Below are 26771 nucleotides of genomic sequence, written 5' to 3'. Positions count from 1 at the left end.
GCAACAAGACGTTGTCCCCATCGTCTAGAGGCCTAGGACACCGCCCTTTCACGGCGATAACCGGGGTTCGAATCCCCGTGGGGACGCCAGATCAAGCAAGGCGTCGAGCAGACGAATTGCAGTCGGCAAGTAAAGTCGGCAACTGGTCAGCGCGGAGTGGTAGTTCAGTTGGTTAGAATACCGGCCTGTCACGCCGGGGGTCGCGGGTTCGAGCCCCGTCCACTCCGCCAACAAATGAAATGGGAGCCTACGGGCTCCCATTTTTTTTGTCCCTCCATCCATTTTCCGAAGCCGGACCGTCGCAAGGGGTGCATCCTTGCGTAGCCGGGGCGCGGCCGCGGACAGACCCTGCTGGCCCGCACCCCGACATTACGCTATAGTCCCATACGCATCAGTATGGTGCCGGCCGCGATGGACCGGAGTGTTACTTACCAAGGGAGCGGGATCGATGAGTCTAAAGAAGATCGGCGTCGTAGGCGCCGGCACGATGGGTAATGGCATCACGCAGGCATTTGCGGTAGCCGGGTTCGAGGTGGTGATGATGGATGTCGCCGAGGCAGCCGTGCAACGCGGTCTGGCCACGCTGGCCGCGAGCCTCGATCGTCTGATCAAGAAGGAGAAGATGACCGAGGTGCAGAAAGCGGAAGCCCTTGCGCGTATCGCGACGGCCAGCGACGTCGGGGCGCTTGCGGATTGCGATCTGGTGATCGAGGCTGCGACCGAAAATCTCGAGCTGAAGCTGAAGATCTTTGCGCAGCTCGATGCGGCGGTGAAAGCCGATGCGGTGCTGGCGTCGAATACCTCGTCGATCCCCATCACCAAGCTCGCTGCCTCGACCAAGCGCGCCGACAAGGTCATCGGCATGCATTTCTTCAATCCGGTGCCCATGATGGCGCTGGTCGAACTGATTCGCGGCCTGCAGACGTCCGACACGACCTATGCGGCTGTCGAGACGGTAGCGAAGGCGATCGGCAAGACCCCCGTCAAAGTGCGCAACAGCCCGGGGTTCGTCGTCAATCGCCTGCTGTGCCCGATGATCAACGAGGCGATCTTTGTGCTGGGTGAAGGTCTTGCCACGGCTGCGGAGATCGACGAGGCGATGAAGCTCGGATGCAATCACCCGATCGGGCCGCTGGCCCTGGCCGACATGATCGGGCTCGACGTGGAGCTGGCGGTGATGCAGGTCCTGTTCGAAGGATTCAAAGACTCGAAGTACCGCCCTGCGCCGCTGCTCGTCGAGATGGTCGAGGCCGGCTATCTCGGCCGCAAGTCCGGCAAGGGCTTCTACGACTACAAGTAAACGCGTTGCGCCCCTCGTGGCCTTGCGCCGCGGTCGGGAAAACAAAAACGCCACCGATAAGGTGGCGTTTTTTTTCATGCTGGCCGTCCGGATCAGCCGCGGCGCATCGCGTCGAAGAACTCCGCGTTGCTTTTGGTCGCCTTGACCTTGTCCATCAGGAATTCCATCGCATCGATGTCATCCATGCCGTACAGCAGCTTGCGCAATACCCAAACTTTCTGCAGCACGTCCGCCTTCATGAGCAGCTCCTCGCGGCGGGTCCCGGAGCGGTTGACGTTGATGGCCGGATACACGCGCTTCTCGGCCATGCGGCGATCGAGATGCAATTCCATGTTGCCGGTGCCCTTGAATTCCTCATAGATCACCTCGTCCATCCGGCTTCCGGTGTCGATCAGTGCTGTCGCGATGATGGTCAGTGAGCCACCTTCCTCGATATTCCGCGCTGCGCCGAAGAAGCGCTTGGGCTTCTGCAGGGCGTTGGCGTCGACACCGCCGGTCAGCACCTTGCCGGAGGCCGGCACCACGGTGTTGTAGGCCCGCGCGAGGCGCGTGAGCGAATCGAGCAGGATTACGACATCCTTCTTGTGTTCGGTGAGCCGCTTGGCCTTTTCAATGACCATCTCGGCGACCTGCACATGGCGCGAAGCGGGTTCGTCGAAGGTGGATGCCACCACTTCGCCCTTGACCGAGCGCTGCATTTCGGTGACTTCTTCAGGACGCTCGTCGATCAGAAGGACAATGAGGGCGACGTCCGGGTGGTTGGCCGCGATGGCGTGGGCAATGTGCTGCAGCATCACGGTCTTGCCGCTTTTCGGCGGCGCTACCAGCAGACCGCGCTGCCCCTTGCCGATCGGCGCGATCATGTCGATGATGCGGCTGGTGATGTTCTCCTCGCCACGGATGTCACGCTCGAGCTTGAGGCACTCGTTCGGGTGCAGAGGGGTGAGGTTCTCGAACAGGATCTTGTGTTTGCAGGCTTCGGGGGCCTGGCCGTTGATCTTGTCGAGTTTCACCAAGGCGAAATAGCGCTCGCCATCCTTCGGGGTACGGATCTCGCCCTCGATGGTGTCACCCGTGTGCAGGTTGAAGCGGCGGATCTGTGACGGTGACACGTAGATGTCGTCAGTCCCCGCCAGGTACGAGATGTCGGGTGAGCGCAGGAAACCGAATCCATCGGGCAGGACTTCGAGTGCGCCATCACCATAGATCGGCTCGCCTTTTTTTGCGCGGTTCTTGAGCAGGGCGAAGACCAGTTCCTGCTTGCGCAAGCGGTTGGCGCCATCGATTTCGTTTTCGATGGCCATTTCCAGCAGCTGGCTGACGTGGAGAGACTTGAGCTCCGATAATTGCATGGCGAGAGGGCGCGACGGGGCGCAGGTGGATGAAACCAATGGAGGGGAGGGTGCTGCGGAAAGGTCTTGCTGCGGCGCCGGAAGGCCGGCTTCGGGAGCGGTGGCGCCGCGCAAGCAGCCCGGGACTTTAGCCCCGGTCAGAGATTGCTGTCAATGAAAGCCGTCAGTTGTGACTTCGAAAGAGCTCCAACCTTGGTCGCTTCGACATTGCCGCCCTTGAAGAGCATCAGCGTCGGGATGCCCCGGATGCCGAATTTTGCCGGCGTTTCCTGGTTCTCGTCGATATTGAGTTTGGCGACCTTGAGCTTGCCTGCATATTCTTTGGCAATGTCGTCGAGGATCGGGGCGATCATCTTGCACGGACCGCACCATTCGGCCCAGTAATCGACCAGCACCGGGGTTTGTGCCTGAAGCACCTCGGCCTCGAAGTTGCCGTCGGTGACGTAATGGATATGCTCGCTCATGATTCCTCGCATCAAGGTCTTGCTGTCATTCGGATTGGGAGTCGGGCCGGTACGGCCCTGGCGGACAATGGCAGGAGAGGGCTGCCACTTCGGAGTGTCCCGAAAAGTTATGCCAAGCTGCCACGCACGTCAAGCGTTTCGCCCTTTTTCGCTGCCTGTGCGATCGGGGTTTGCCCGTCCTTGTGTCAAAACGGCGAGGGTCTCGGCTATATTGTCGAAGAAGCCGACGCGCGCGGGCGGTACGTGCCGACTTGACCAACTGGAGTTAACGACGATGGCCTACGTAGTGACAGAAGCCTGCATCCGCTGCAAGTACACGGACTGTGTGGATGTGTGCCCCGTGGACTGCTTCCGCGAGGGGGCGAATTTTCTCGTGATCGATCCGACGGAGTGCATCGACTGCACCTTGTGCGTGGCCGAATGTCCGGTCGAGGCCATTTACGCCGAGGACGACGTGCCCGAGGGGCAGCGCCATTTCATCGCCCTCAATGCCGAGCTCGCGAAGGGGTGGAAGCCGATTGTTGAGCGCAAGGAGCCGCTGTCGGATGCTGACGAGTGGGCTGCCCGCAAGGACAAGCTGGGCGAACTCGAGCGCTGAGGCCTTCGGCGGCGGTTCGATTGTGCGTTCGCTTGGTCTTTTCCTGATCGGGACTATGCAATATCATGCACTTGGGTCAGTTGATATGAATTTGGAAAGGGGATTGGCATGCTGGTGAGCGAGATTCTTGCGATTAAGGGCAAGGTGCTCTACACCATAGCGCCGAACAAGCGCCTTGCCGAGGCGGTCGATATCATGACCGAGCAGGATGTCGGTTCGCTCGTGGTCTTTTCGCACGGCCAGATGGTCGGCATGCTGACCTTCCGCGAAGTGTTGGTTGCGGTGCATAAGGGTGGCGCCGAATGGGGGAAGATGGCGATCGAGGAGGCGATGTTGTCCGGTCCCATCGCGGCATCGCCGAACATGGAAATGGACGAGCTTCGGCGTCTCATGGTGGAGCATCGTCAGCGTTACCTACCGGTGATGGACGGGACGACGCTACTCGGCGTCGTTTCCTTCCATGACGTGGCCAAGGCGGTGCTCGAGGAGCAAAGTTTCGAGAATCGCATGCTCAAGAATTACATCCGGAACTGGCCGCAAGAGCCGGGCGAAGAGGCCTGAGGCAAGGCAGGCTGGTCCTGCCGAAGTTCCATCCTCGCGCCGGGAAGTGCGAGGGGCAAGGCACAATACGACCTTCGGCCGATGAGACGAAGGCATGCAGCTGGAAACCGGCGGCGCAGACGACGCGTTGCCGGGACTGCCTCGGGAGGGCACCGCCGGGAGTTGCTGATTCGGCGTCAATTCCAACTGTTGGAGGAGTGCTGTGGAAAAGATCTGGCTGAAGAGCTATCCCCCCGGAATTCCGGCGGAAATCGACGTAAACGAGTTTGCGTCGCTCGCCGATGTATTTTCTCAGGGGGTGCGCCAGTTCGCCGACCGCATCGCCTACGTGAATATGGGGAAATCCATCACGTATGCGGCGCTGGACCGGCTTTCTGCGCAATTCGCGGGTTACCTGCAGGGCGAACTGAAGTTGCCGCGCGGGGCCCGCGTGGCGCTGATGATGCCCAATCTCCTGCAGTATCCGATCGCGATGTTCGGCGCCCTGCGTGCCGGCTATACGGTCGTAAACGTAAACCCCCTCTACACGGCGCGAGAACTCGAGCACCAGCTCCGGGACTCTGGGGTGGATACGATCGTCATCGTTGAGAACTTCGCGCGTACGCTGGAGGATGTCCTGCAGCGCTTGAAGGTAACGAACGTGGTGGTGACCAGCCTCGGCGAGTTGCTCGGTTTCCCGAAGGGCATGCTGGTCGACTTCGTCGTGCGCCACGTGAAGAAGTTGGTGCCGTCGTGGAAAATCCCTGGCTGCGTGCGGTTTTCCGAGGCGCTGGCGACGGGCGGACGGCATCCGTTGCAGGCGGTGGAGATCGGCCATGATGACATCGCCTATCTCCAATACACGGGCGGCACGACGGGGGTGGCGAAGGGCGCGGTTCTGACGCATGGCAACATCATCGCGAACCTGCAGCAGGCGCATGCCTGGATCAAGCCCTACCTGCGCAAGGAAGGGGAGATCATCATCACCGCCTTGCCTCTCTACCATATCTTCTCGCTGACCGCGAACTGCCTGACCTTCTTCAAGGTCGGTGCGATGAACGTGCTGATCACCAATCCGCGGGATATTCCGGGGTTCGTCAAGGAACTCGCGAAATACCGGTTTACGGCGATCACGGGTGTGAACACCCTGTTCAACGCGCTTCTGAACAACGAGGACTTCAGCAAGCTCGATTTCTCGTCCCTGCACATAACGCTGGGGGGCGGCATGGCCGTGCAGCAGGCCGTGGCGGAAAAGTGGCGTCGCGTCACCGGGCGCCCGCTTGTGGAGGCTTACGGTCTGACGGAGACGTCGCCGGCGGTGACGATCAATCCGCTCGACTTGCCGCAGTTCAACCATTCGATCGGGTTGCCGGTCTCGTCGACGGAGGTAAGCGTTCGCGGCGACAGCGGGGAGGAGGTGCCGCTGGGGCAGCCGGGCGAGCTGTGTGTGCGCGGCCCGCAGGTCACGCGGGGCTACTGGCAGCGGCCGGAGGAGACGGCCAATGCGTTCACGCCGGACGGTTTTCTGCGTACCGGCGACGTGGCGACCATCGACGAGCGCGGTTTCGTCCGTATCGTCGATCGCAAGAAGGACATGATCCTCGTCTCCGGTTTCAATGTTTTTCCGAACGAGGTCGAGGATGTCATCGCCGGTCATCCGGGGGTGCTGGAGGTGGCCGCCGTCGGGGTTCCGGACGAGCGGACTGGCGAGGCGGTGAAAGTGTTTGTGGTGCGCAAGGATCCAGCCTTGACGAAGGAGGACATCGTTGCGCACTGCCGGACGAATCTGACGGCATACAAGGTGCCGCATCTGGTCGAGTTCCGCGAGGAGTTGCCGAAGACGAATGTCGGCAAGATCCTGCGGCGGCTCCTGCGGGACGGGCAGGCGTGAGGACGGGTGCTTGTGTTTCGCTTGTGCCTGTGTTTAGATTCGTCCATTAACTGTTTGTTGTTGTCCCGATGACCCGTATGGTTCGCGCCCTCGTCGTAGTAGTTCTGCCCGTACGCGTAGTAGTACGCGTAGGCGATCACGCGTCTCGAGGGTAAGGACACAAGGCAAGCAACAGATTCCAACCCCCGCCGGCGCGCAAGCCCGGCGGGGGTTTTGTTTTTGCGCCGCCGGTTTTGATGCCCGACACTGAACCGAAGGAGCGCAAGATGATGCAGATGACCGGCGCCGAGTTGATCGTGCGCCTGCTTGAACGGCAGGGTATTCGTACCATTGCAGGGATTCCCGGAGGGGCGATCCTGCCTCTGTACGATGCCTTGTCGGGCAGCGACATCATTCGCCATGTCCTCGCTCGCCACGAACAGGGGGCGGGCTTTATGGCGCAAGGTATGGCGCGGGTGTCCGGGCGCCCTGAAGTGTGTTTCGCGTCCAGCGGTCCGGGCGCGACGAATCTGGTGACGGCGATCGCCGATGCGCGACTCGATTCGATCCCGATGGTTGCGATCACCGGTCAGGTGCCGCTGTCGATGATCGGCACGGATGCGTTCCAGGAAGTCGATATCTACGGCATGACCGTGCCGATCACAAAGCACAACTTTCTAGTCCGCTCCGCGGCGGAACTGCTCGAGGTCATCCCGCAGGCGTTCCGCATCGCGATGTCTGGTCGCCCCGGGCCGGTTCTCGTGGACGTTCCGAAGGACGTGCAGAATCAGCTGGTGAGTTTCGAGGCCTACCCCGACCTCGCCGTGCCGGATCCGGTGCCCGCGCTGGACATGGTCGCGATCGAGTCGGCGGCGAAGATGATCGACGAGGCGGAGCGTCCGGTGCTGTATCTGGGTGGGGGCGTCGTGCATTCGGGGGCCTCGCGGCTGGCCGTCACGCTGGCGGAGCAGGCCGGACTGCCGACGACGATGACGCTGATGGCGCTGGGCACGATGCCGGTCGATCATCCCTTGTCCATCGGCATGCTCGGTATGCACGCCGCGCGCTACACGAACTTCACTCTCGAGGAGTCGGATCTGTTGATCTGCGTCGGCGCGCGCTTCGACGATCGGGCGATCGGCAAGGCGGCGCAGTTCTGTCCCAATGCGCAGGTCGTCCATATCGATATCGATCCGGCCGAGCTGCACAAGATCAAGGCTGCTCACGTTGCGATCAACGGCGATGTCGCGACCGTGCTGGAGGCCTTGTTGCCGCGCGTGAAGCACAATCTGCGCAAGCGCTGGCTATTACACGTGGATAGCTTGAAGTCACGCTTTCCGATGGTGATGCCGGGACGTGACGATCCGCGCACCCACTACGGTCTCGTGCATGCGGTCGCCGCCGCGCTCGATGACGAAGCCGTCATCGCGACCGACGTGGGGCAGCACCAGATGTGGGTCGCCCAGGCGTATCCGTTCCGGAGGCCTCGCCAGTGGCTTACTTCGGGCGGCCTCGGGACGATGGGGTTCGGGGTGCCGGCGGCGATCGGCGCCGCGCTTTCCGAACCCGATCGTACCGTGGTGTGCTTTACCGGAGACGGCAGCTTCAAGATGAACATCCAGGAGCTTGCGACGCTCGCCGAGGAGGGGTTGAACGTCAAGATCGTGCTGATGAACAACAACTCGCTTGGTCTGGTGTACCAGCAGCAGAACCTGTTCTACGGCAAGCGCGTGTTTGCGTCGAAGTATCGCGGCGAACCCGATTTTCTGAAGATCGCCGAGGGCTTCGGCATTGCGGCAGTGGATCTGGATAGTTCGCCGAATCCGCGTGCGACGCTCGCGCAAGCGCTGCAAGGCCGCGGACCGTGTTTGATCCATGCTTCGATCAGCCGCGAGGAATTCGTTTACCCGATGGTGCCGCCCGGCGCTGCCAATACTGAAATGATCGGAGGTTGAGCATGATCGAACAAGTCGCCGAACCCTTGCCGCAACGTGGTTTCGCCAAGGTGGTGCTGGAGCTCGAAGTGAATAACCATCCTGGCGTGATGAGCCACATCTGCAATCTGTTTGCCCGCAGGGCATTCAACGTCGAGGGCATCCTGTGCATGCCGATGTCGGACACGAGCCGCAGTCGCATCTGGCTGCTGGTGTTCGAGGATCAGCGCCTTGAGCAGATGGTGCTGCAGGTCGAGAAGCTGGTCGATGTGCGTTCGGTGCGCCGTCACGGTACCGAACACGAGATATTCGAGCGTCTCGAGAAGTTCTTCCATTGATGCCGGTCCGGGCGCGTCGCCCGGTCTCCTGCGGAAGGGGCCAGCCGGCGCTGTGCTAAACTGCAGAGCTCCTTCCGATTCACGTTCTGGTCGAGATTGCGATGTCCGGAAACACCCTAGGCAAGCTTTTTTGTGTCACCTCCTTCGGTGAGTCCCACGGCCCCGCGATCGGCTGCGTCGTGGATGGGTGTCCGCCGGGGCTGCCGATTTCGGCCGAAGAGATCCAGGTCGAGCTCGATCGTCGCAAGCCGGGTACCTCGCGGCATGTGACCCAGCGCCGTGAGCCGGACGAGGTGGAGATCCTGTCGGGAGTGTTCGAGGGGGTGACGACCGGTACGCCGATCGCGCTCCTGATCCGCAACCAGGATCAACGCTCGCGCGACTACGGCAACATCTCCGAGACGTTCCGCCCCGGACATGCCGACTACGAGTACTGGCAGAAATACGGGATTCGCGACTATCGCGGGGGCGGTCGTTCGTCTGCGCGCGAGACGGCGGTGCGGGTGGCTGCCGGCGCGATCGCGCGGAAATGGCTGCAAGAGCGCTACGGTATCGTGATCCGCGGCTTCATGTCGCAGCTCGGCCCCATCCCGATCCCCTTCGAAAGCTGGGACGAGGTTTCGCGTAACCCGTTCTTCGCGCCCAACGCCGGAATCGTTCCGCAACTTGAGGCCTACATGGACGAGTTGCGCAAGTCCGGCGATTCCGTCGGCGCGCGTATCGACGTCGTCGCTACGGGCGTTCCGGTGGGCTGGGGCGAACCCGTCTATGACCGGCTCGACGCCGACATTGCCTATGCGATGATGGGTATCAATGCCGTGAAGGGTGTCGAGATCGGCGCCGGCTTCGAATGCGTGACGCAGCACGGCACCGAGCATTCCGACGAGATGACGCCAGAGGGCTACCTGACGAACAACGCGGGCGGCGTCCTCGGCGGCATTTCCAGCGGTCAAGACATCATCGTGAGCATGGCGGTGAAGCCGACCTCCAGCATCCGTCTCGATCGCCGCTCGATCGACAAGCAGGGCAATCCCGTGATCGTGAATACGCACGGGCGGCATGACCCCTGTGTCGGTATCCGTGCAACCCCGATCGCCGAGGCGATGCTCGCGATCGTCCTGATGGATCATGCGTTGCGCCATCGCGCACAATGCGGGGATGTGACGACCGAAACGCCCAGGATCGCACGGTTGGCGCCGCAGGGTGTGCAGCGCGTCTCGCCACCGCGTGCGTGAGCGGAGCGGGATTTTCGGTGTCGAGTAACGTGGCCGTCGCCGGTCATAGGGCCGCACGGGCCTGAATTGCACCCGGGCGTCGCAGTGGTCCCTTACTGGCGACTCTCCGCCTACTACTTCTCCTATTTCGCGTTCGTCGGCGCCTTTTCGCCCTATTTCACGCTCTACCTGCAGTCGATCGCGCTGTCGGCGACCGACATCGCGCTGTTGATGTCGTTGATGCAGGTGATGCGCGTGCTTGCTCCGAACATGTGGGGCTGGCTTGCGGAGCACTTTGGCCAGCGGCTCACCATCATCCGCTTGTCGGCGTGGGCGAGCCTCGTCGGCTTTTGCGTCTTCTTCTTCACGACGCGTTTCGAAGGGTTGTTCCTGGCCATGGCCCTGATGGCTTTCTTCTGGAGTGCCGCTCTGCCGCTGGTCGAGAGCCTGACGTTCGCCCATCTGGGCGCGCATTCGGGGCAATACGCCAATATCCGCGTGTGGGGATCGGTCGGGTTCATCGCCGCGGTGCTCGGGCTCGGACACATGCTCGATTTCCTCCCGCTCGATTCGGTGCTGTGGGTCACTGCGGCAATCCTCGCGGCGATCGCCTTGTGCGCGGCGGCATTGCCCGAGGCCGCGCGACCGCTCGCCCATCGCGAGAGCGCAAGTCTGCATGAGACGCTCCGGCGCCCCGAGGTTCGGGCGCTCCTGGTGGCCTGTTTCCTGATGTCAGCGGCGCATGGCGCGCTATACGTGTTCTATTCGATATTCCTCGTCGATCACGGTTACGACAAGTCGGTGGTCGGCTGGATGTGGTCGCTGGGCGTGGTCGCGGAGATCGTGGTCTTCATGGTCATGCCGCGGCTGCTGCGCCGGTATTCGATGCGTGCGATCCTGGTCTTCGCGTTTGCGTGCGCCGTCGTGCGTTTCGCTGCGATCGGCTGGGGCGTCGGGTCGCTTGCGGTGCTGGTGTTCGCCCAGCTGCTGCACGGAGCAACCTTCGGCGCCTACCATGCGGCGGCGATCGCGGCGGTGAACCAGTGGTTTCGCGGCAAGCTGCAGTCGCACGGGCAGGCCCTCTACGGAAGCATTTCCTTCGGTGCGGGCGGGATGCTAGGCGGGCTTGTGAGCGGATTTACGTGGGAAACCGTGGGGCCGGCGTGGACCTATACTCTGGGTTCGCTGTTCGCACTGGCAGGCCTCGCCTGGCTGGTACTGGGCTGGCGCAGCGGTGCGGAGTCGATGACGAAAGGAGGGGTTGGATGAGGCGTCGATTTGGGACGATGGTGTTGGTTGCGGCGGCTGTGTGGCTCACGTCTGGCTGCCAGACGGTGCAGACGACCGGGGGTGGTGCCGTGGGCGTCGATCGTGGCCAGATGATGATGGTGTCGGCGGCTGAGATCGAGCAGGCCTCGGGTAAACAGTATCAGCAAGTGATCGGCGAGGCGCGCCAGAAGGGCGTGCTCAACCGCGATCCGGCGCAGCTCGCGCGCGTGCGCGCAATCTCCAGTCGCCTGATTCCCCAGTCCGTCGTGTTCCGCCGGGATGCAGCGCAGTGGCAATGGGAGGTCAATGTGATCCGCTCCGATGAGCTCAATGCCTGGTGCATGGCGGGGGGCAAAATGGCAGTTTACTCCGGCCTCATCGATCAGCTGAAACTCACCGATGACGAACTCGCTGCGGTGATGGGCCACGAGATCGCGCACGCCCTGCGGGAGCATTCGCGCGAGCAGATTTCGAAGGCAATGGTGACCAGCGTGGGGGCGTCCGTGGCGGGCGCGATCCTCGGCGTCGGACAGCTCGGTACGGATCTGATGGGCATGGTCGGCAAGGTGACCTTCGAGCTGCCGAATTCGCGTCTGCATGAAACCGAGGCTGATCGCATCGGCGTCGAGCTTGCGGCACGTGCGGGCTACGACCCGCGGGCCGCCGTCAGCCTCTGGGATAAGATGGGCTCGCGCTCGAACGGCGGCCCGCCGCAGTGGCTTTCGACTCACCCCGGGCACGACACGAGGCGCAAGGATCTCGGAGAATACGCCCAGCGGGTCATGCCGCTCTACGAGCAGGCGCGCCGTTGAGCGGGGCGCTGCCTATCCAGTTGGCGACGCGTGTGAAATAATCAAAGACCCTTTCCTTGTCTTTCCGCGGGATTTATTGGATGGAAGCCCAGACGCTGTACGAAAAGTTGTGGTCCAGTCATGTCGTCCATCAGGAGGCCGACGGTACTGCGCTTATTTATATCGACCGCCACCTGGTACACGAGGTAACCAGCCCGCAGGCCTTCGAAGGCCTCAAGCTCGCCGGGCGCAAGCCGTGGCGCGTGAGTTCGATCGTCGCGACCGCCGATCACAATACGCCGACCGATCACTGGGAAAGGGGCATCGAGGATCCGGTCTCGCGCCAGCAGGTCGAGACGCTGGACGCGAACATCCGCGAGGTCGGTGCGCTGGCCTATTTTCCGTTTAAGGACTCACGCCAGGGCATCGTTCATGTGATCGGGCCCGAGAATGGCGTCACGCTGCCCGGCATGACCGTCGTTTGCGGTGATTCGCACACCTCCACGCACGGCGCGTTCGCCTGTCTGGCGCATGGCATCGGTACGTCGGAGGTCGAGCACGTGATGGCGACGCAGTGCCTGCTGCAGAAGAAATCGAAGACCATGCTGGTGAAGGTCGACGGCAAGCTCGGGCGTGGCGTTTACGCGAAGGACATCGCGCTCGCCGTGATCGGGCGCATTGGGACTGCAGGCGGAACGGGTTACGCGATCGAGTTCGGCGGCAGCGCGATCCGCGCGCTGACGATGGAAGGTCGCATGACCCTGTGCAACATGGCGATCGAGGCGGGCGCGCGTGCCGGTTTGATCGGTGTCGACGACATCACGATCGACTACCTCCGCGACAAGACCTTCGCGCCCAAGGGCGAGCTCCTGGACAAGGCGGCAGCCTATTGGCGGACGCTGAAGTCCGATGAGGGGGCGCGTTTCGATCGCGTCATCGAAATTTCCGCCTCGGAAATCCTGCCGCAGGTCACCTGGGGCACCTCGCCCGAGATGGTCGAGACCGTGGCCGGCTGCGTGCCGGATCCGGCGAAGATCGCCGATCCGGTCAAGCGCGAAGGCGTCGAGCGCGCGCTCAAGTACATGGGCCTCGCACCGAATACGCCGATCAGCGAGATCCCGGTGGATCAGGTGTTCATCGGGTCGTGCACGAACTCGCGCATCGAAGACCTGCGCGAAGCCGCAGCGGTCGCCAAGGGGCGCAAGAAGGCGGCGAGCGTCAAGCGCGTCCTGGTCGTGCCCGGTTCGGGCCTCGTGAAGCGCCAGGCTGAAACTGAAGGCCTCGATAAGATCTTCATCGAGGCGGGCTTCGAGTGGCGCGAGCCGGGGTGCTCAATGTGCCTTGCGATGAACGCGGACCGTCTCGAGCCGGGCGAGCATTGCGCCTCGACCTCGAACCGCAATTTCGAAGGGCGCCAGGGCGCGGGCGGCCGTACGCATCTCGTCAGCCCCGCGATGGCAGCCGCCGCGGCGGTGGCCGGGCGCTTCGTGGATGTTCGCGAGCTTTCCTGAATTCATCCGGCGCGAGGGCGCGCCGACGACCGATATTGACTGGGATGGCCGGGCCATCCAGAGGGTAGTGAAAGAATGAAACCGTTTACCACACTCGACGCGCTGGCCGTACCGCTCGATCGTGCGAACGTCGACACCGACGCGATCATCCCCAAGCAGTTCCTGAAGTCGATCAAACGCAGCGGCTTCGGTCCGAACCTCTTCGACGAATGGCGTTACCTCGATCACGGCGAGCCGGGGCAGGATTGCAGCGGCCGACCGATGAATCCCGATTTCGTGCTGAACAAGGCGCGCTACCAGGGGGCGCAGATCCTGCTCACCCGTGACAACTTCGGTTGTGGCAGCTCGCGCGAGCACGCGCCCTGGGCTCTCGAGGACTACGGCTTCCGCGTGCTGATCGGCACGAGCTTCGCCGACATCTTCTTCAACAACAGCTTCAAGAACGGCGTGTTGCCCATCGTGCTGCCGGCCGCGCAGGTCGACGAGCTCTTCCGTCAGTGCGAGGCGGCCGAAGGCTACCGCCTAGTCGTCGATCTGGCGGCGCAGACCGTCGCCCGCCCAGACGGCACGACCGTCAGGTTCGACGTGGATGCGTTCCGCAAGGAGTGCCTGCTGAATGGTTGGGACGACATCGGCCTGACGCTGCGCCACGCCGACAAGATCCGCGCTTTCGAGGAAAAGCGCCGCGCCGAGCACCCCTATTATTTCGCCTGAGCAGCGCTGCAAGGGCACCAGGAGAAACCTGCTGATGAAGATTTGTGTTCTGCCGGGCGACGGGATCGGTCCGGAAATCATGGCCGAAGCCGTCCGCGTGATCGAAGCGCTGGACCTGAAATTCGAACTGGAAGAGGCCCTGCTGGGCGGCGCCGCGGTCGATGCGACCGGCGATCCGTATCCGGAAGCGACGCGCAAGCTCGCGCGCGAGGCCGATGCCGTGCTGCTCGGTGCCGTCGGCGGCCCGAAGTGGGACAGCCTGCCGCGCGAACAGCGCCCGGAGCGCGGCCTGCTGGGCATCCGCAAGGATCTTTGCCTGTTCGCCAATCTGCGTCCGGCGATCCTGTATCCCGAACTTGCGAATGCCTCCACGCTCAAGCCCGAGATCGTGTCGGGCCTGGATATCCTGATCGTGCGCGAACTCACCGGCGACATCTACTTCGGTCAGCCGCGCGGCATCGAGAACCGTAATGGCGAGCGCTACGGCTTCAACACGATGCACTACACCGAGTCCGAGATCCGCCGCATCGGCCGCGTCGCCTTCGAGGCCGCCCGCAAGCGCAACAAGCGCCTGTGCTCGGTCGACAAGATGAACGTGCTGGAAACCACGCAGCTGTGGCGCGACGTGATGACCGAGCTCTCGCCCGAGTATCCCGACGTCGAGCTCACCCACATGCTCGTGGACAACGCCGCGATGCAGCTCGTCCGTGCGCCCAAGCAGTTCGATGTGATGGTCACCGGCAACATGTTCGGCGACATCCTGTCGGACGAGGCGTCGATGCTCACCGGGTCGATCGGCATGCTACCGTCGGCCTCGCTGGACGCGAACAACAAGGGGCTCTACGAACCCTCGCACGGCTCGGCCCCGGACATCGCCGGCAAGGGCGTGGCGAACCCGCTTGCGACGATCCTGTCGGCGGCGATGATGCTGCGCTATACGTTCAATAACGAGGCCGCCGCTGCGCGCGTCGAGACGGCCGTGAAGACGGTTCTCGCTCAGGGGTATCGCACCGGCGACATCTACGAGCCGGGTACGACGAAGGTGGGCACGAAGCAGATGGGCGATGCCGTTCTGGCCGCGCTCTGAGATTTTTGGCAATTCGAGGTATAGCAAATGAACAAGGTTGGTCTGGTCGGTTGGCGTGGCATGGTTGGTTCCGTGCTGATGCAGCGCATGGTCGAGGAGGGCGACTTTGCCCACATCGAGCCGGTGTATTTCTCGACGTCCGCAGCCGGTGGCAAGCCGCCCGCTTTCGGCGGCAAGGAAGCTGCACTGCCGCTGCAGGATGCGTCGAACATCGACATGCTCAAGCAGATGGACATTGTGATCACCTGCCAGGGCGGCGACTACACCAAGTCCGTCTATCCGAAGCTGCGTGCCTCCGGCTGGAAGGGGCACTGGATCGACGCCGCAAGCGCCCTGCGCATGGAAGACAACGCGGTGATCATCCTGGATCCGGTCAATATGAACGTGATCAAGGATTCGCTCGTGAAGGGCGGCCGCGACTGGATCGGGGGCAACTGTACCGTCTCCCTGATGCTGATGGGCCTCGGTGGCCTGTTCCAGAATGACCTGGTGGAATGGGTGTCGGCCATGACCTATCAGGCTGCCTCCGGCGCTGGCGCGCAAAACATGCGCGAGCTGCTCGCCCAGATGGGTGCGCTGCACGATGCGGTCAAGACGGAACTGGCCGATCCTGCGTCCGCGATCCTCGACATTGACCGCAAGGTCGCCGCGACCATGCGTTCGGGGGATTTTCCCGTCAAGAATTTCCGCGGCACGGCGCTCGCCGGCAGCCTGATCCCGTGGATCGACGTGCCGGTCGACAACGGCCAGTCGAAGGAGGAGTGGAAGGGGGGCGCCGAATGCAACAAGATCCTCGGCCGGCCCGCCTTCCGCAGCCCTGGCAGCATTCCGATTGATGGTCTGTGCGTACGCATCGGCGCGATGCGCTGCCACTCGCAGGGCCTCACGATCAAGCTGCGCAAGGACGTGCCGCTCGACGAGGTCAGCGACATCATCGCGCAGGCCAACGACTGGGTAAAAGTCGTGCCCAACGAGCGTGAGATCTCGGAGCGCGAACTGACCCCGGCGGCCGTCACCGGCACCCTGACGGTCCCCGTCGGCCGTCTGCACAAGATGGCGATGGGGCCCGAATACCTCGGCGCCTTCACCGTCGGCGACCAGCTGCTGTGGGGGGCTGCCGAACCCCTGCGCCGCATGCTGCGGATCCTTCTCGATCGCTGATCGTCATGACATGAGGAAACGGCGTTCGCATCGCCGTTTCCCATGTCCTATGCGTTGGTCCTCAAGGCAGGATGCTGGTATTCGCGGCTTGGAAAATAGTCTTGGCAATTAAAGAATTGCTGCCAAAACTTAAACAAAATGTTAGATTGCCGGGGCATGACGGATGCCCGGCCGCGTCCGCGACGTCCATATTCCACGCAGTTTGGTACCCAGACTAGGGTGCGGATGATAAGGCAATGATGAAGACATCGATCAAGGCTTCCCTGATCGCGACGGCGATCGCCATGCTCCCACTAGGCAGCAATGCAGCCGGACTCGGTTCGATCCATGTTTTCAGCGGCATCGGACAGCCGCTCAGGGCAGAGGTCGAGCTGAATGCGAGTAATGAGGAGCTACAGTCGCTTTCGGCGCGCGTCGCTCCGCCCGAAGCATTCCGTCAGGCAAGTCTTCAATATACCGCTGCAATATCGGGGCTGCGCTTCGCGGTGGAGCGCAGGGGCAGCCGTTCCGTTGTCAAGATCACCAGCGACAGGCCGTTCAACGACCCGTTCGTCGATCTCCTGATCGAACTGAACTGGGCGTCCGGACGGTTAATGCGCGAATACACCTTCCTGCTCGATCCCGTGCCGGCAGGCGCCCCGGCTTCCGCCGCCGGGCGCGGAGCGGCTCCGGTCGCTGCACCGCTTGCAGCTCCGGCCGCGTCGACTCAGCGCAGGGCGCCGGCCGCAAACCAGGCGCCGGCTGCAGGCCAGGCGCCGGCTGCAGGCCAGGCGGCCAGGACTGGCGGCGAGCACCATGAGATCAGGAAGGGCGATACGCTTCATCGTATCGCCGAGGCGAACCGGCCCGAAGGCGCCAGCCTCGATCAGATGCTCATCGCCCTGTTTCGCGAGAATCCCGACGCCTTCGAAGGGAATAACATCAACCGCCTGCGCACCGGATCGATCGTGACCGTTCCGTCCGATGTGCGCGTTCGCGAGATCGATCCCGGTCAAGCGCGTCGCGAGGTTCAGGCCCAATCAGCGGACTTTGCCGCCTATCGCAGAAAGCTCGCCGGAGCCGTGGCCGCACGGCCCGCGGCGCCCGAATCCGCGCCGTCGCGCGGCGATGCAGGCACGATTGTGCCGAAAGTCGACGAACCTGCACGACCGACGGCAGGCGATCAGGTTAAGGTTTCCGGAGCCCCGTCCGAGCAGGGCGCCGCGAAAGGCGCCGACAAGGCCCGCCTCGCTCGCCTTCAGGCGCTCGAGGAGGAGCTCGTCGCACGTGACAAGGCACTCGAAGAGGCGAACCAGCGCGTCGCTGCGCTGGAGGCCAGTGTCAAGCAGATGCAGGAATTGCTGAACCTGCGTAGCGAAAGCATGGCGCAGTTGCAGCAACAGGCGACCGCAGCACCGTCGGCTCCGGCTCAGGAGCCCTCTGCAGCGCCTTCGGCCCCCGCGCAGCAGCCCATTGAGGCTGAGACGCAGAAGGCGGCGGCCCCGGTGCAGGAGCAGGCACCTGCTCCCGTCCCGGCGCCCAAGTCGGCCCCGGCACAAGCACCTGCACCGGCGCCGGCGCCGGTCGAGGAACCGGGCGTCGTTCAAAGCCTGCTCGGTGATTCGATGGTCCTGGCCGGAGGCGGCGGCATTCTCGCGCTCCTCCTCGCGTATGTCGGCATCAAGGCGCGGCAGCGGCGCAAGCAGGATACGGAACACGGGCTTGAATCCGTCGCGAGCGCTTTCCCGCCGCCGACCAATTCGGTGTTCGGGGCAACGGGCGGTCAGAGTGTCAATACGGGTGAGAGCAGCGTACTGCACACGGATTTCAGCCAGTCCGGCCTTTCGGCGATTGACACCGACGAGGGCGTCGACCCTGTCGCCGAGGCCGATGTGTATATGGCTTACGGGCGCGATGCGCAGGCCGAAGAGATCCTGCTCGATGCCTTGAAGACCGACACATCGAGGATGGCGATCTACGTCAAGCTGCTGGAGATCTACGCCCAGCGCAAGAACCTGAAGGCGTTCGAGAACACCGCGACGGACCTCTATTCGCGGACCGGTGGTGAAGGCGGTGATTGGGAGAAGGCGGCCGAAATGGGGCGTCGCCTCGATCCAGAGAATCCGCTGTATCGTGCCTCGGTCGCCAGCGGCATCCCGACCGCAGGTTTCGCTGCGGGGGCTGCGGTCGCGGCGGGTCTAGCGGCGGTGGCCACCCATGCAGGCGATTCCGGGGGCGCTCCCGATGCATCGTTCGCGGTGGCGGGGTCTGCGGCTCGCGGGTCGCTGTCGACCGAAATGCCAGTGGATGCCGGAATCGAAGCTTTGCCGGAGGTCGACGCCGGAGCGCTCGACTTCGATCTCGATGCCGGCCTCGATTTGGGTGCTGCCGCTGCGGCGGAGGCTCCCATGCCGCAAATCGACGCTGCTCTGCCCGCAGAGATCGCGGCCCACCCCCTCGAAGCGGCAGCCTCCTTCGATCTTGATGTCGGCGCGGTAACCGGGCAGGCGGTCGAGGCGGAGCCGATTTCGACGCCTGCTGCCGATCCGATGCTCGCGACCGTGATAGGTCAGGGGATGGATTTTGCGGCCGCTGATCAGGCTCTCGAGTTCGATCTTGCGCCGGATTTCAATGCCGCCCCTGTGTCGGCGGCAGGCGAAGTCAGCCTCGATCAGACCATGATTTCGCAAGATCGCACACCGGCCGCGAGCGGCATTGCAGCGGCGGATGATCTCGAAAAGACGTCTTTCGACAGCAGTCTGCTGGATTTCGATTTCAACCTCGATGGGGGTGCAAACCAGCCGGCTGCGACTCCTCCCGCGCTCGATCTCGCGAGTATCGATCTGAACCTCGAGGCAACTTCCGCAGTGCCTTTGACGCCGGAGACCGGAGCGGCCGAATTCGCGGGCATTGGTGATACGGCGCTATCCGCGAGCGACGGGTCTTCAGACGCTCCGGCTCCCGGTGCGGATGTGATCGAAGAGGTCAATACGAAGCTTGAGCTGGCCCGCGCCTACGAGGAAATGGGCGATACCGAAGGTGCTCGCGAACTCATTCAGGAAGTGTTGCGCGAGGGCTCGGCGGAGCAGCGGGAGGCGGCGGCGCGCCTGGCTGAGCGAATCGGTTAACGGTCGGGGTTGCAGTCCGCGCATTCCAAGGGGCCGCCGCCGGGCGGCCCGTTCATTTTCATGCATTCCGGATTCGTGATTGCGTTGTGGATGGCGTGCGTCGTTGTCCTGCAGGTTATGTCGCCTATGGTCCTGTCGGTTGCGGCAGGATTGTGCGCGCTTGCCGGATGGTGGTTTGCGCCTACACGTAGCCTGAAGTTGTTGCGGCGCGTGCGTTTTCTGATCCTCGCGATACTCGCGCTGTTCGCCGGATTCACTCCGGGCGAGGCGCTCTTTTCGGCGCTTCCCGAGCTCAGTCCGAGCCGCGAAGGGCTGATGTTGGCTGCCGAGCATGTGGGGCGGCTGGTTGCGGTCGTGTTGTGCGTGGCGCTGCTGCTGGAGGGACTTCCCGTATCACGTCTCGTCGGCGGTCTGCATGCCCTGCTGCGCCCCCTGGGATGGCTCGGCCTCCCTACCGAGAGGTTGGCGGTGCGCCTGATGCTCGTTCTGCGCTACGTGGAATCGGCACCAGCGGCTGCGTGGCGCGACTGGCTCGAGGATGACGGCATCAACGGCAACGGCACCGACAGGATCGTGTTTACCCGCGAAGCCTTTGCATGGTGGGATCTGGCGGCTCTGCTCGTGGTGCTGGGCGTAGCGGCGTTGTGGTTCGGAGTAACACGATGAGAATTGCTCTTGGCGTCGAATATGCAGGCGACGCTTTTCAGGGCTGGCAGAGCCAGTCCCACGGGCAGACCGTTCAGGACCACCTCGAGGCAGCCCTCTCGGGCATGGCCGGTCACCCGGTGCGACTGCACTGTGCTGGGCGGACCGATGCCGGCGTCCATGCAACGGCGCAGGTGGTGCATTTCGACACCCAATCCGTGCGTTCGCTGCATGGCTGGGTCCGCGGTACCAATGCCCGGATGAGGGCGCCGGTCGCAGTCCGTTGGGCGGTGGAAGTCGGTGACGATTTCCATGCGCGCTTTTGTGCCGTTTCGCGCCGCTACCGCTACATCCTTTACAACTCGGCCGTGCGGCCGGCGCTCCTGGCCGGTCGCGTGGGATGGTTTCACCCGCCGCTCGATGAAGCGGCGATGGACGAGGCCGCCCGTTCCATCCTCGGCTGGCAGGATTTTTCGGCCTTCCGTGCCGCCGGGTGCCAGGCTAAATCGCCGATCAAACTCATGCACGAGGCGCAGGTGAGGCGCGACGGGGATTACATCGTCTTCGATTTCTGGGCGAATGCCTTCCTGCACCATATGGTGCGCAACCTGATCGGCTCGCTGGTCTACGTCGGCAAGGGTTGTTACCCGCCAGAGTGGATGTCCGAAGTGCTGCACTCGCGCGACCGCAGCCGCGCGGCGATGACCTTCACTCCCGACGGTTTGTATCTCGCAGGTGTCGAGTACCCCTCGCACTGGCCGCTGCCAGACGAAGGGCGTATCATCGCGCTCCCGCGTATCCCTTTCGTCTGAGTGTCCAGAACCCGAATTAAGATCTGCGGCCTGACCCGCGCCGAGGACGTGCATGCCGCCGTCGAGGCTGGCGCGGATGCAATCGGACTGGTCTTCTATCCGCCCAGCCCGCGTTTCGTCGCGTTCGAGCGTGCGGCGGAGCTGGCCGCGCTGGTGCCGCCGTTCGTCACGACGGTGGGTCTTTTCGTGAATCCCGATCCAGCCTACGTGCAGCAGGCGGTCGCGCAGGTGCCGTTGCAGCTCCTGCAGTTTCACGGCGAGGAAACGGAAGCCCTGTGTGCAGGCTTCGGTCGCCCCTGGATCAAGGCAGCGCGCGTGCGACCCGGAGTCGATCTGGTAGAATTCTCGGCTTCCCACCCGTCCGCTTCCGGATTGCTGCTCGACGCGTTTGTCGAAGGCTACGGCGGCGGCGGCAAGATCTTCGATTGGTCCCTGATTCCCGAGCGCCTTGGGCGGCCGCTGATCCTTTCCGGTGGGTTGGATCCCGATAACGTCGCCGAGGCAGTCCGCCGCGTAAGGCCGTGGGCTGTCGATGTATCCAGTGGCGTGGAGTCGGGCAAGGGTATCAAGGACGCGGCACGGATTGCCGCGTTCGTCGCTGGAGTACGCAATGCAGACGGTTGACAAGTCATACCGGTTTCCTGATTCGCGCGGTCATTTCGGGCCGTACGGCGGCGTGTTCGTGGCCGAGACGCTGATTCCTGCGCTGGACGAGCTCAAGGCCGCCTACGAGGCGTGCAGGAACAACCCGGCCTTCATGGCCGAGTTCGAATATGAGCTCAAGCACTACGTTGGCCGGCCGAGCCCGATCTACCACGCGAAGCGCATGTCGGATTCGCTCGGCGGCGCGCAGATCTACCTCAAACGCGAGGATCTGAATCACACCGGCGCGCACAAGGTGAACAACTGCATCGGCCAGGCGCTCGTTGCGCGATACATGGGCAAGCCGCGCGTGATCGCGGAGACCGGCGCCGGTCAGCATGGGGTCGCAACGGCGACGGTGGCTGCGCGCTACGGGATGGAGTGCGTGGTGTATATGGGCGCCGAGGACATGAAACGCCAGGCCGCCAACGTGTACCGCATGAAGCTCCTGGGGGCGAAGGTCGTTCCGGTCGAATCGGGCTCCAAGACGCTGAAGGACGCCCTTAACGAAGCGATGCGCGACTGGGTCACGAACATCCATAACACCTTCTATATCATCGGCACGGTGGCGGGGCCGCATCCGTACCCGATGATGGTGCGCGACTTCCAGTCAGTCATCGGCAAGGAATGCCTCGTGCAGATGCCCGAGATGGCCGGTCGCCAGCCCGATTATGTGATTGCGTGCGTCGGCGGTGGATCGAACGCGATGGGCATCTTCCATCCCTACATCGACGTTGCGGGCGTTAGGCTGATCGGCGTGGAAGCGTACGGCGAGGGGTTGGAGTCCGGGCGTCACGCGGCCAGCCTCACCGGCGGCACACCCGGCGTGCTGCACGGGAACCGCACCTACCTGCTCCAGAGCGACGACGGCCAGATCATCGAAACCCATTCTATTTCGGCCGGCCTCGACTATCCGGGCGTAGGGCCCGAGCACGCCTGGCTCAAGGACAGCGACCGTGCGGAGTATGTCGGCGTCACCGATGAGGAGGCGCTGGCCGCTTTCCATAATCTGTGTCATCTCGAAGGCATCATCCCCGCGCTCGAGTCGTCCCACGCCCTCGCGTATGCCGCGAAGCTGGCGCCGACCCTGCCGCGCGACAAGATCCTGCTAGTCAATCTCTCCGGGCGCGGCGACAAGGACATGCACACCGTCGCCGAAAAGTCCGGCATCCAGTTCTGACTCCGCGGGCCTTGACGGGCCCGCGCATCCCGATACCGCATATGTCCAGAATCCAGTCAGTTTTTCAGAGCCTGCAGGCCTCAGGGCGGCGGGCTCTGATCCCCTTCATCACTGCGGGCGACCCCGCTCCCGAACTCACCGTGCCGCTGATGCATGCGCTCGTCGATGGCGGGGCGGACATCATAGAACTGGGCGTGCCGTTCTCCGACCCGATGGCGGATGGCCCGACCATTCAGCGGGCGTCCGAGCGCGCACTCGTCAACGGGATGAGCCTGCGCAAGGTGTTCGCGCTGGTGGCCGACTTCCGTGCGACGAATTCCGATACGCCGGTCGTCCTGATGGGCTATGCGAACCCGATCGAAGCCATGGGCGTCGAACGGTTCGTCGCCGCTGCCGGCGCTGCCGGCGTGGACGGGGTTCTCGTCGTGGATTACCCGCCCGAGGAATGCGAAGCGTTTGCGCGCACGCTCAAGGCGGGCGGTATGGACCCCATCTTCCTGCTGGCGCCGACTTCCACCGAACAGCGCATCCGTGAGGTCGCGATGATCGGCAGCGGCTATATCTACTACGTTTCGCTCAAAGGGGTGACTGGTTCGGGGGCCCTCGATTTCGACGATGTCGCTGCGCGCATGCCGCAGATTCGTCAGGGCGTCGGCATGCCGGTCGGCGTCGGCTTCGGCATCCGCGACGCCGAATCGGCCCGCCGTATCGGCGAGGTGGCCGACGCGGTCGTGATCGGCAGCCGCATCATCGAAGAGATCGAAAACAGTCCGCGCGATCAGGCGGTAGCCCGGGTAAAGAACTTCGTTGAGGGCGTGCGTGCTGCGCTCGACCAGATCCAAGGAGCTCCGCGATGAGTTGGCTTCAGAAACTGCTGCCGCCGAAGATCAAGCGCGCCGAAAGCGCTGCGCGCAAGTCGATTCCGGAAGGCCTTTGGAGCAAGTGCCCGGCATGCGAGGCTGTGCTCTACCGTTCCGATCTCGAAAGCAACCAGAGCGTGTGTCCGAAGTGCGGTCACCACCAGCGCCTGCGCGCGCGGGCGCGGCTCGATCAACTGCTTGACGCGGAAGCGCGCTTCGAGATCGGTAGCGAAGTCGTGCCGGTCGATCCGCTGAAATTCAAGGACTCGCGGCGCTACACCGAGCGGCTTTCGGCAGCGAACGACGATACCGGCGAAGCTGATGCGATGGTCGTGATGCAGGGTTCCATCCTGACGGTGCCGGTCGTGGTCGCCTGCTTCGAGTTCGATTTCCTCGGCGGATCAATGGGGTCTGTCGTGGGCGAACGTTTCGTGCGCGGCGCCAAGGCGGCCCTGGAGCAGCGTCTTCCCTTCATCTGCATCACCGCCACGGGCGGTGCCCGCATGCAGGAGGGGCTCTTCTCGCTGATGCAAATGGCCAAGACCACCGCCGCGATCACTCAGCTCGCTGAGCGCAAGCTGCCGTTCCTCACCATCCTCACCGACCCCACGATGGGGGGCGTGTCGGCGAGCTTTGCCTTCATGGGCGACGTCGTGATCGCCGAGCCGGGCGCGCTGATCGGTTTCGCTGGCCCGCGCGTGATCGAGCAGACCGTGCGCGAAACCCTGCCGGAGGGTTTCCAGCGCTCCGAGTTCCTGCTCGAGAAGGGCGCGATCGACATGATCGTCGATCGGCGCGAGATGCGCTCGAAGGTCGCCGAACTCCTCACCCTGCTGACGCGCCAGCCCGCCATCGGCGTCTGATTTCCGTTCCACTTCATGCATTTTCCTGAATCCCTGAGCGGCTGGCTCGAGCTGCTCGAAAGCCGCCATACGGTCCAGATCCAGCTTGGCCTGGATCGCGTCTCCCGCGTGCGCGATGCGCTCGACGTGCGCAGCGATGCTGTGGTGATCACCGTTGGGGGTACCAACGGTAAGGGCTCGACCTGCGCCATGCTCGAGGCGATTCTGCTCGCCGCCGGGTATCGCGTCGGCTGCTACACGTCCCCGCATCTGCTGCGCTACAACGAGCGCGTGCGCATCGACGGACGCGAGGTTGATGACCAGACCTTGGTAGGCGCCTTTCGTGCCGTCGAGGAGGCGCGCGGCGAAACCCTGCTGACCTACTTCGAGCACGGAACGCTCGCCGCCTGGTGGGCATTTTGCGGTGCGCCGCTCGACGTCGTGATCCTCGAAGTCGGCCTCGGCGGGCGCCTCGACGCGGTAAATGCGATTGACCCCGACTGCGCCATCGTGACCGGCATCGCGATGGACCATATGGACTGGCTGGGCGACACGCGGGAGAAGATTGGCTTCGAGAAGGCCGGCATTTTCCGTGCGGGGCGTCCAGCAATCTGTTCCGATCCTATGGTCCCCGCCACGCTGGTCGGCCATGCACGCGCGATCGGCGCCGACCTGAAGCTGGTTGGCGAGGATTTCGGATTCAGCGGCGACCGCACTCAATGGACATGGTGGAGCAAGGGCGGTGCGCGTCGTGGGGGGCTTGCCTACCCCGCGTTGCGCGGGGCCAACCAGCTCCTGAACGCGTCGGCGGTGCTGATGACGCTGGAAACCCTGCGACAGCGGATTCCCGTGTCAATGCAGGCGGTCCGCCAGGGGCTGATGCTCGTCGAGCTGCCCGGGCGCTTTCAGGTTCTGCCGGGACGACCCTCGGTGGTGCTCGACGTCGCGCATAACCCGCAGGCGGCAGGGGTGCTGTCCGAGAACCTGTCCAACATGGGGTTCTTCCCTGAAACGTGGGCAGTCCTGGGCATGCTCGCGGACAAGGACGTAGAAGGTGTCGTGAAGCTGATCCAGGATCGCGTCGATCACTGGATGCTCGTCAGTCTTCCCGGAGCCCGCGGGCTCAGCGCAGAGCGTCTCGAACAGCGCCTCCGCAGTGTGGGCGTGCGAGGCGATATCCAGCGTTTCGAGAGCCCCGCGGAGGGTTATGCGGCTGCCCGGAAATCTGCAGGCGAGGGTGATAGAATCGTAGCCTTTGGCTCGTTCCTGACGGTCGCGGATGTGCTGGCCACCGTCCGCGCCGCTCGTCATTGAGGCTCCGCGTGACCGATAGCGACAACGTCGAACTCAAGAAGCGCGCCAGGCGTCGTTTGGTTGGGGCGGCCGCGCTGGCGCTGCTCGCCGCGATCATCCTCCCCATGGTGATGGATCAGGAGCCGAGCGCCCCGGCGCAGGATATCCAGATCACGATCCCCGACCGCGAGGCGGACAACACCCTCTCGCGCCGCATTGCCAGTCGCCCGGTGCGCGATCCCGATCCGCAACTCGCGCCTCCGCCCGAGGAGCAGCCGCCCACTCCAGGCTCATCCGAGGCGCCGAGGCAGGAAGCCGGCGCAAATGTGCCGCCTCCGCAGCGTCCGGCTCCGGCGCCCGCGACACCCGATGTGCCACGGGTCCCCGGTTCGGCAAGTGCCGCGGTCGAACCCGTGAAGCCGGCGCCGCCGGCGGCGAAGGATGCTCTAACCGATAGTGCTCGCGCCCAGGCAATTCTCGAAGGCAAGCAGGCGGTGCTTTCTCCCCCGGTGGCTGGAAGCGGCTTTGTCGTCCAGATCGGTGCCTTCGGCGATGGTGGGAAGGCTGCGTCGATTGCGGCAGACCTGAAAAGGCGGGGCTTCGCGGTCTACACTGAAAAAATCGGCGCGATGACGCGCGTGCGGGTCGGGCCGTTCGGCGGGCGCGACGACGCCGAAAAGTCCGCCCAGCGGATCCGGGCGAGCGGAATGAGCGGCTCGGTCGTGCCGAGATGAGCATGCGCAGATCACTGCGATGACGGTATTCGATTACGTATTCCTCGGCGTTCTCGCTTTGTCGGCGGCTGTCGGCATGTGGCGCGGATTGGTCAGCGAGGTGATAGCGCTGCTCGCGTGGGCGGTCGCGCTCTTTGCGGCCTGGCGCTACGCAGGCGATGCAGCGGTGCTGTTCGGCGGCATGATCGTCGAACCCGCCTGGCGCCAGATCGCCGGGTTCGCGCTGATCTTCGTCGTGGTCCTGATGCTGGCTGCCCTGTTGCGCTTCCTGCTTCGCGAACTGCTCAAGGTGGTTGGGCTGGGCACGGCCGACCGGGTGTTCGGCGCATTATTCGGTGTTGCCCGCGGCATTGCGATCGCCCTCGCGGTGGTGCTGTTGGGCGGCTTGATCGGGATTGCGCGTGAGCCGTGGTGGTCCAACGCAATGTTTGCTCCTCCGCTGGAGACGGCGGTCATCGCTGCCAAACCGTGGCTGCCCGATGTGGTGGCTACAAAGATTCGATTCAGATAGGT

25 protein-coding genes and 2 tRNA genes are annotated in these 26771 nt (G+C 63.7%); 25 read left to right on the top strand and 2 right to left on the bottom strand.

From position 1 onward, the window contains the following. Positions 1–13 precede the first annotated feature (13 nt). The 3 genes from AzCIB_RS15180 to AzCIB_RS15170 all read left to right on the top strand — a co-directional run bounded on the left by AzCIB_RS15180 (position 14) and on the right by AzCIB_RS15170 (position 1300). Positions 14–89: transfer RNA gene (locus AzCIB_RS15180), tRNA-Glu, on the top strand. A gap of 64 nt (positions 90–153) precedes the next feature. Next, a tRNA-Asp gene (locus tag AzCIB_RS15175) sits at positions 154–230 on the top strand. 218 nt (positions 231–448) lie between these two features. Further along, positions 449–1300, top strand: a complete 852-nt coding sequence (locus tag AzCIB_RS15170; RefSeq protein WP_050416670.1) for a 3-hydroxybutyryl-CoA dehydrogenase — start codon at positions 449–451, stop codon at positions 1298–1300. Positions 1301–1392: 92 nt separating this feature from the next. On the opposite strand, the gene rho is transcribed toward AzCIB_RS15170, so the two are convergent. Beyond that, positions 1393–2652 (bottom strand): transcription termination factor Rho, encoded by a 1260-nt coding sequence (rho, locus tag AzCIB_RS15165; RefSeq protein WP_050416669.1) that lies wholly within the window; start codon positions 2650–2652, stop codon positions 1393–1395. Between the two features lie 137 nt (positions 2653–2789). Next, positions 2790–3116 (bottom strand): thioredoxin TrxA, encoded by a 327-nt coding sequence (trxA, locus tag AzCIB_RS15160; RefSeq protein ID WP_050416668.1) that lies wholly within the window; start codon positions 3114–3116, stop codon positions 2790–2792. A gap of 274 nt (positions 3117–3390) precedes the next feature. Here trxA and fdxA point away from each other — a divergent pair, with 274 nt between their 5' ends. The 22 genes from fdxA to AzCIB_RS15050 all read left to right on the top strand — a co-directional run bounded on the left by fdxA (position 3391) and on the right by AzCIB_RS15050 (position 26769). Further along, entirely contained in the window at positions 3391–3714 is a 324-nt protein-coding gene (gene fdxA / locus AzCIB_RS15155) for a ferredoxin FdxA (RefSeq protein WP_050416667.1), read from the top strand. Positions 3715–3822: 108 nt separating this feature from the next. Continuing rightward, a complete protein-coding gene (locus tag AzCIB_RS15150) occupies positions 3823–4275 on the top strand; it encodes a CBS domain-containing protein (RefSeq protein WP_050416666.1) in 453 nt (150 codons plus the stop codon). 202 nt (positions 4276–4477) lie between these two features. Then, positions 4478–6145, top strand: a complete 1668-nt coding sequence (locus AzCIB_RS15145; protein ID WP_050416665.1) for a long-chain-fatty-acid--CoA ligase — start codon at positions 4478–4480, stop codon at positions 6143–6145. 266 nt (positions 6146–6411) lie between these two features. Next, complete coding sequence (ilvB, locus tag AzCIB_RS15140; RefSeq protein WP_050418389.1) at positions 6412–8079, top strand: acetolactate synthase large subunit; 1668 nt, start codon at positions 6412–6414, stop codon at positions 8077–8079. Between the two features lie 2 nt (positions 8080–8081). Beyond that, positions 8082–8396 carry an acetolactate synthase small subunit gene (gene ilvN, locus AzCIB_RS15135; RefSeq protein ID WP_050416664.1) on the top strand — a complete coding sequence of 105 codons (315 nt, stop codon included), beginning with the start codon at positions 8082–8084 and terminating at the stop codon, positions 8394–8396. 101 nt (positions 8397–8497) lie between these two features. Further along, positions 8498–9631, top strand: coding sequence for a chorismate synthase (gene aroC, locus AzCIB_RS15130; RefSeq protein ID WP_050416663.1), 1134 nt, complete (start codon positions 8498–8500; stop codon positions 9629–9631). An 84-nt stretch (positions 9632–9715) separates the two neighbouring features. Continuing rightward, entirely contained in the window at positions 9716–10879 is a 1164-nt protein-coding gene (locus AzCIB_RS15125; RefSeq protein WP_050416662.1) for an MFS transporter, read from the top strand. Then, positions 10876–11691 carry a M48 family metallopeptidase gene (locus AzCIB_RS15120; RefSeq protein ID WP_050416661.1) on the top strand — a complete coding sequence of 272 codons (816 nt, stop codon included), beginning with the start codon at positions 10876–10878 and terminating at the stop codon, positions 11689–11691. Before AzCIB_RS15125 ends, AzCIB_RS15120 begins: the two co-directional genes overlap by 4 nt. 80 nt (positions 11692–11771) lie before the next feature. After that, positions 11772–13181 (top strand): 3-isopropylmalate dehydratase large subunit, encoded by a 1410-nt coding sequence (gene leuC, locus AzCIB_RS15115; protein WP_050416660.1) that lies wholly within the window; start codon positions 11772–11774, stop codon positions 13179–13181. A gap of 75 nt (positions 13182–13256) precedes the next feature. Further along, positions 13257–13895, top strand: coding sequence for a 3-isopropylmalate dehydratase small subunit (gene leuD, locus AzCIB_RS15110; protein ID WP_050416659.1), 639 nt, complete (start codon positions 13257–13259; stop codon positions 13893–13895). Positions 13896–13929: 34 nt separating this feature from the next. Continuing rightward, positions 13930–14982 carry a 3-isopropylmalate dehydrogenase gene (gene leuB / locus AzCIB_RS15105; protein WP_050416658.1) on the top strand — a complete coding sequence of 351 codons (1053 nt, stop codon included), beginning with the start codon at positions 13930–13932 and terminating at the stop codon, positions 14980–14982. A 27-nt stretch (positions 14983–15009) separates the two neighbouring features. After that, the gene (gene asd / locus AzCIB_RS15100; RefSeq protein ID WP_050416657.1) at positions 15010–16143 is read left to right on the top strand and encodes an aspartate-semialdehyde dehydrogenase; all 1134 of its coding nucleotides are present in this window, start codon (positions 15010–15012) and stop codon (positions 16141–16143) included. Between the two features lie 236 nt (positions 16144–16379). Next, positions 16380–19250: a motility hub landmark protein FimV gene (locus tag AzCIB_RS15095; protein WP_050416656.1), complete on the top strand. Its 2871-nt coding sequence runs from the start codon at positions 16380–16382 to the stop codon at positions 19248–19250. 9 nt (positions 19251–19259) lie between these two features. Continuing rightward, the gene (locus tag AzCIB_RS15090; RefSeq protein WP_232299234.1) at positions 19260–19916 is read left to right on the top strand and encodes an energy-coupling factor transporter transmembrane component T; all 657 of its coding nucleotides are present in this window, start codon (positions 19260–19262) and stop codon (positions 19914–19916) included. Next, the gene (truA, locus tag AzCIB_RS15085; protein ID WP_050416655.1) at positions 19913–20707 is read left to right on the top strand and encodes a tRNA pseudouridine(38-40) synthase TruA; all 795 of its coding nucleotides are present in this window, start codon (positions 19913–19915) and stop codon (positions 20705–20707) included. Before AzCIB_RS15090 ends, truA begins: the two co-directional genes overlap by 4 nt. Continuing rightward, complete coding sequence (locus tag AzCIB_RS15080) at positions 20708–21331, top strand: phosphoribosylanthranilate isomerase (protein WP_050416654.1); 624 nt, start codon at positions 20708–20710, stop codon at positions 21329–21331. Further along, entirely contained in the window at positions 21318–22529 is a 1212-nt protein-coding gene (gene trpB / locus AzCIB_RS15075; RefSeq protein ID WP_050416653.1) for a tryptophan synthase subunit beta, read from the top strand. Before AzCIB_RS15080 ends, trpB begins: the two co-directional genes overlap by 14 nt. A gap of 41 nt (positions 22530–22570) precedes the next feature. Beyond that, positions 22571–23386, top strand: coding sequence for a tryptophan synthase subunit alpha (gene trpA / locus AzCIB_RS15070; RefSeq protein WP_050416652.1), 816 nt, complete (start codon positions 22571–22573; stop codon positions 23384–23386). Next, the gene (gene accD, locus AzCIB_RS15065) at positions 23383–24252 is read left to right on the top strand and encodes an acetyl-CoA carboxylase, carboxyltransferase subunit beta (RefSeq protein ID WP_050416651.1); all 870 of its coding nucleotides are present in this window, start codon (positions 23383–23385) and stop codon (positions 24250–24252) included. Before trpA ends, accD begins: the two co-directional genes overlap by 4 nt. 15 nt (positions 24253–24267) lie before the next feature. Continuing rightward, positions 24268–25545 (top strand): bifunctional tetrahydrofolate synthase/dihydrofolate synthase, encoded by a 1278-nt coding sequence (folC, locus tag AzCIB_RS15060; RefSeq protein WP_050416650.1) that lies wholly within the window; start codon positions 24268–24270, stop codon positions 25543–25545. Between the two features lie 8 nt (positions 25546–25553). Further along, positions 25554–26258 carry an SPOR domain-containing protein gene (locus tag AzCIB_RS15055; RefSeq protein WP_050416649.1) on the top strand — a complete coding sequence of 235 codons (705 nt, stop codon included), beginning with the start codon at positions 25554–25556 and terminating at the stop codon, positions 26256–26258. A gap of 19 nt (positions 26259–26277) precedes the next feature. Beyond that, the gene (locus AzCIB_RS15050) at positions 26278–26769 is read left to right on the top strand and encodes a CvpA family protein (RefSeq protein ID WP_050416648.1); all 492 of its coding nucleotides are present in this window, start codon (positions 26278–26280) and stop codon (positions 26767–26769) included. Positions 26770–26771: the final 2 nt, after the last annotated feature.

The sequence above is a fragment of the Azoarcus sp. CIB genome (assembly GCF_001190925.1).
Taxonomy (GTDB): Bacteria; Pseudomonadota; Gammaproteobacteria; order Burkholderiales; family Rhodocyclaceae; genus Aromatoleum.
This window is presented reverse-complemented; position numbering and strand designations above follow the sequence as displayed.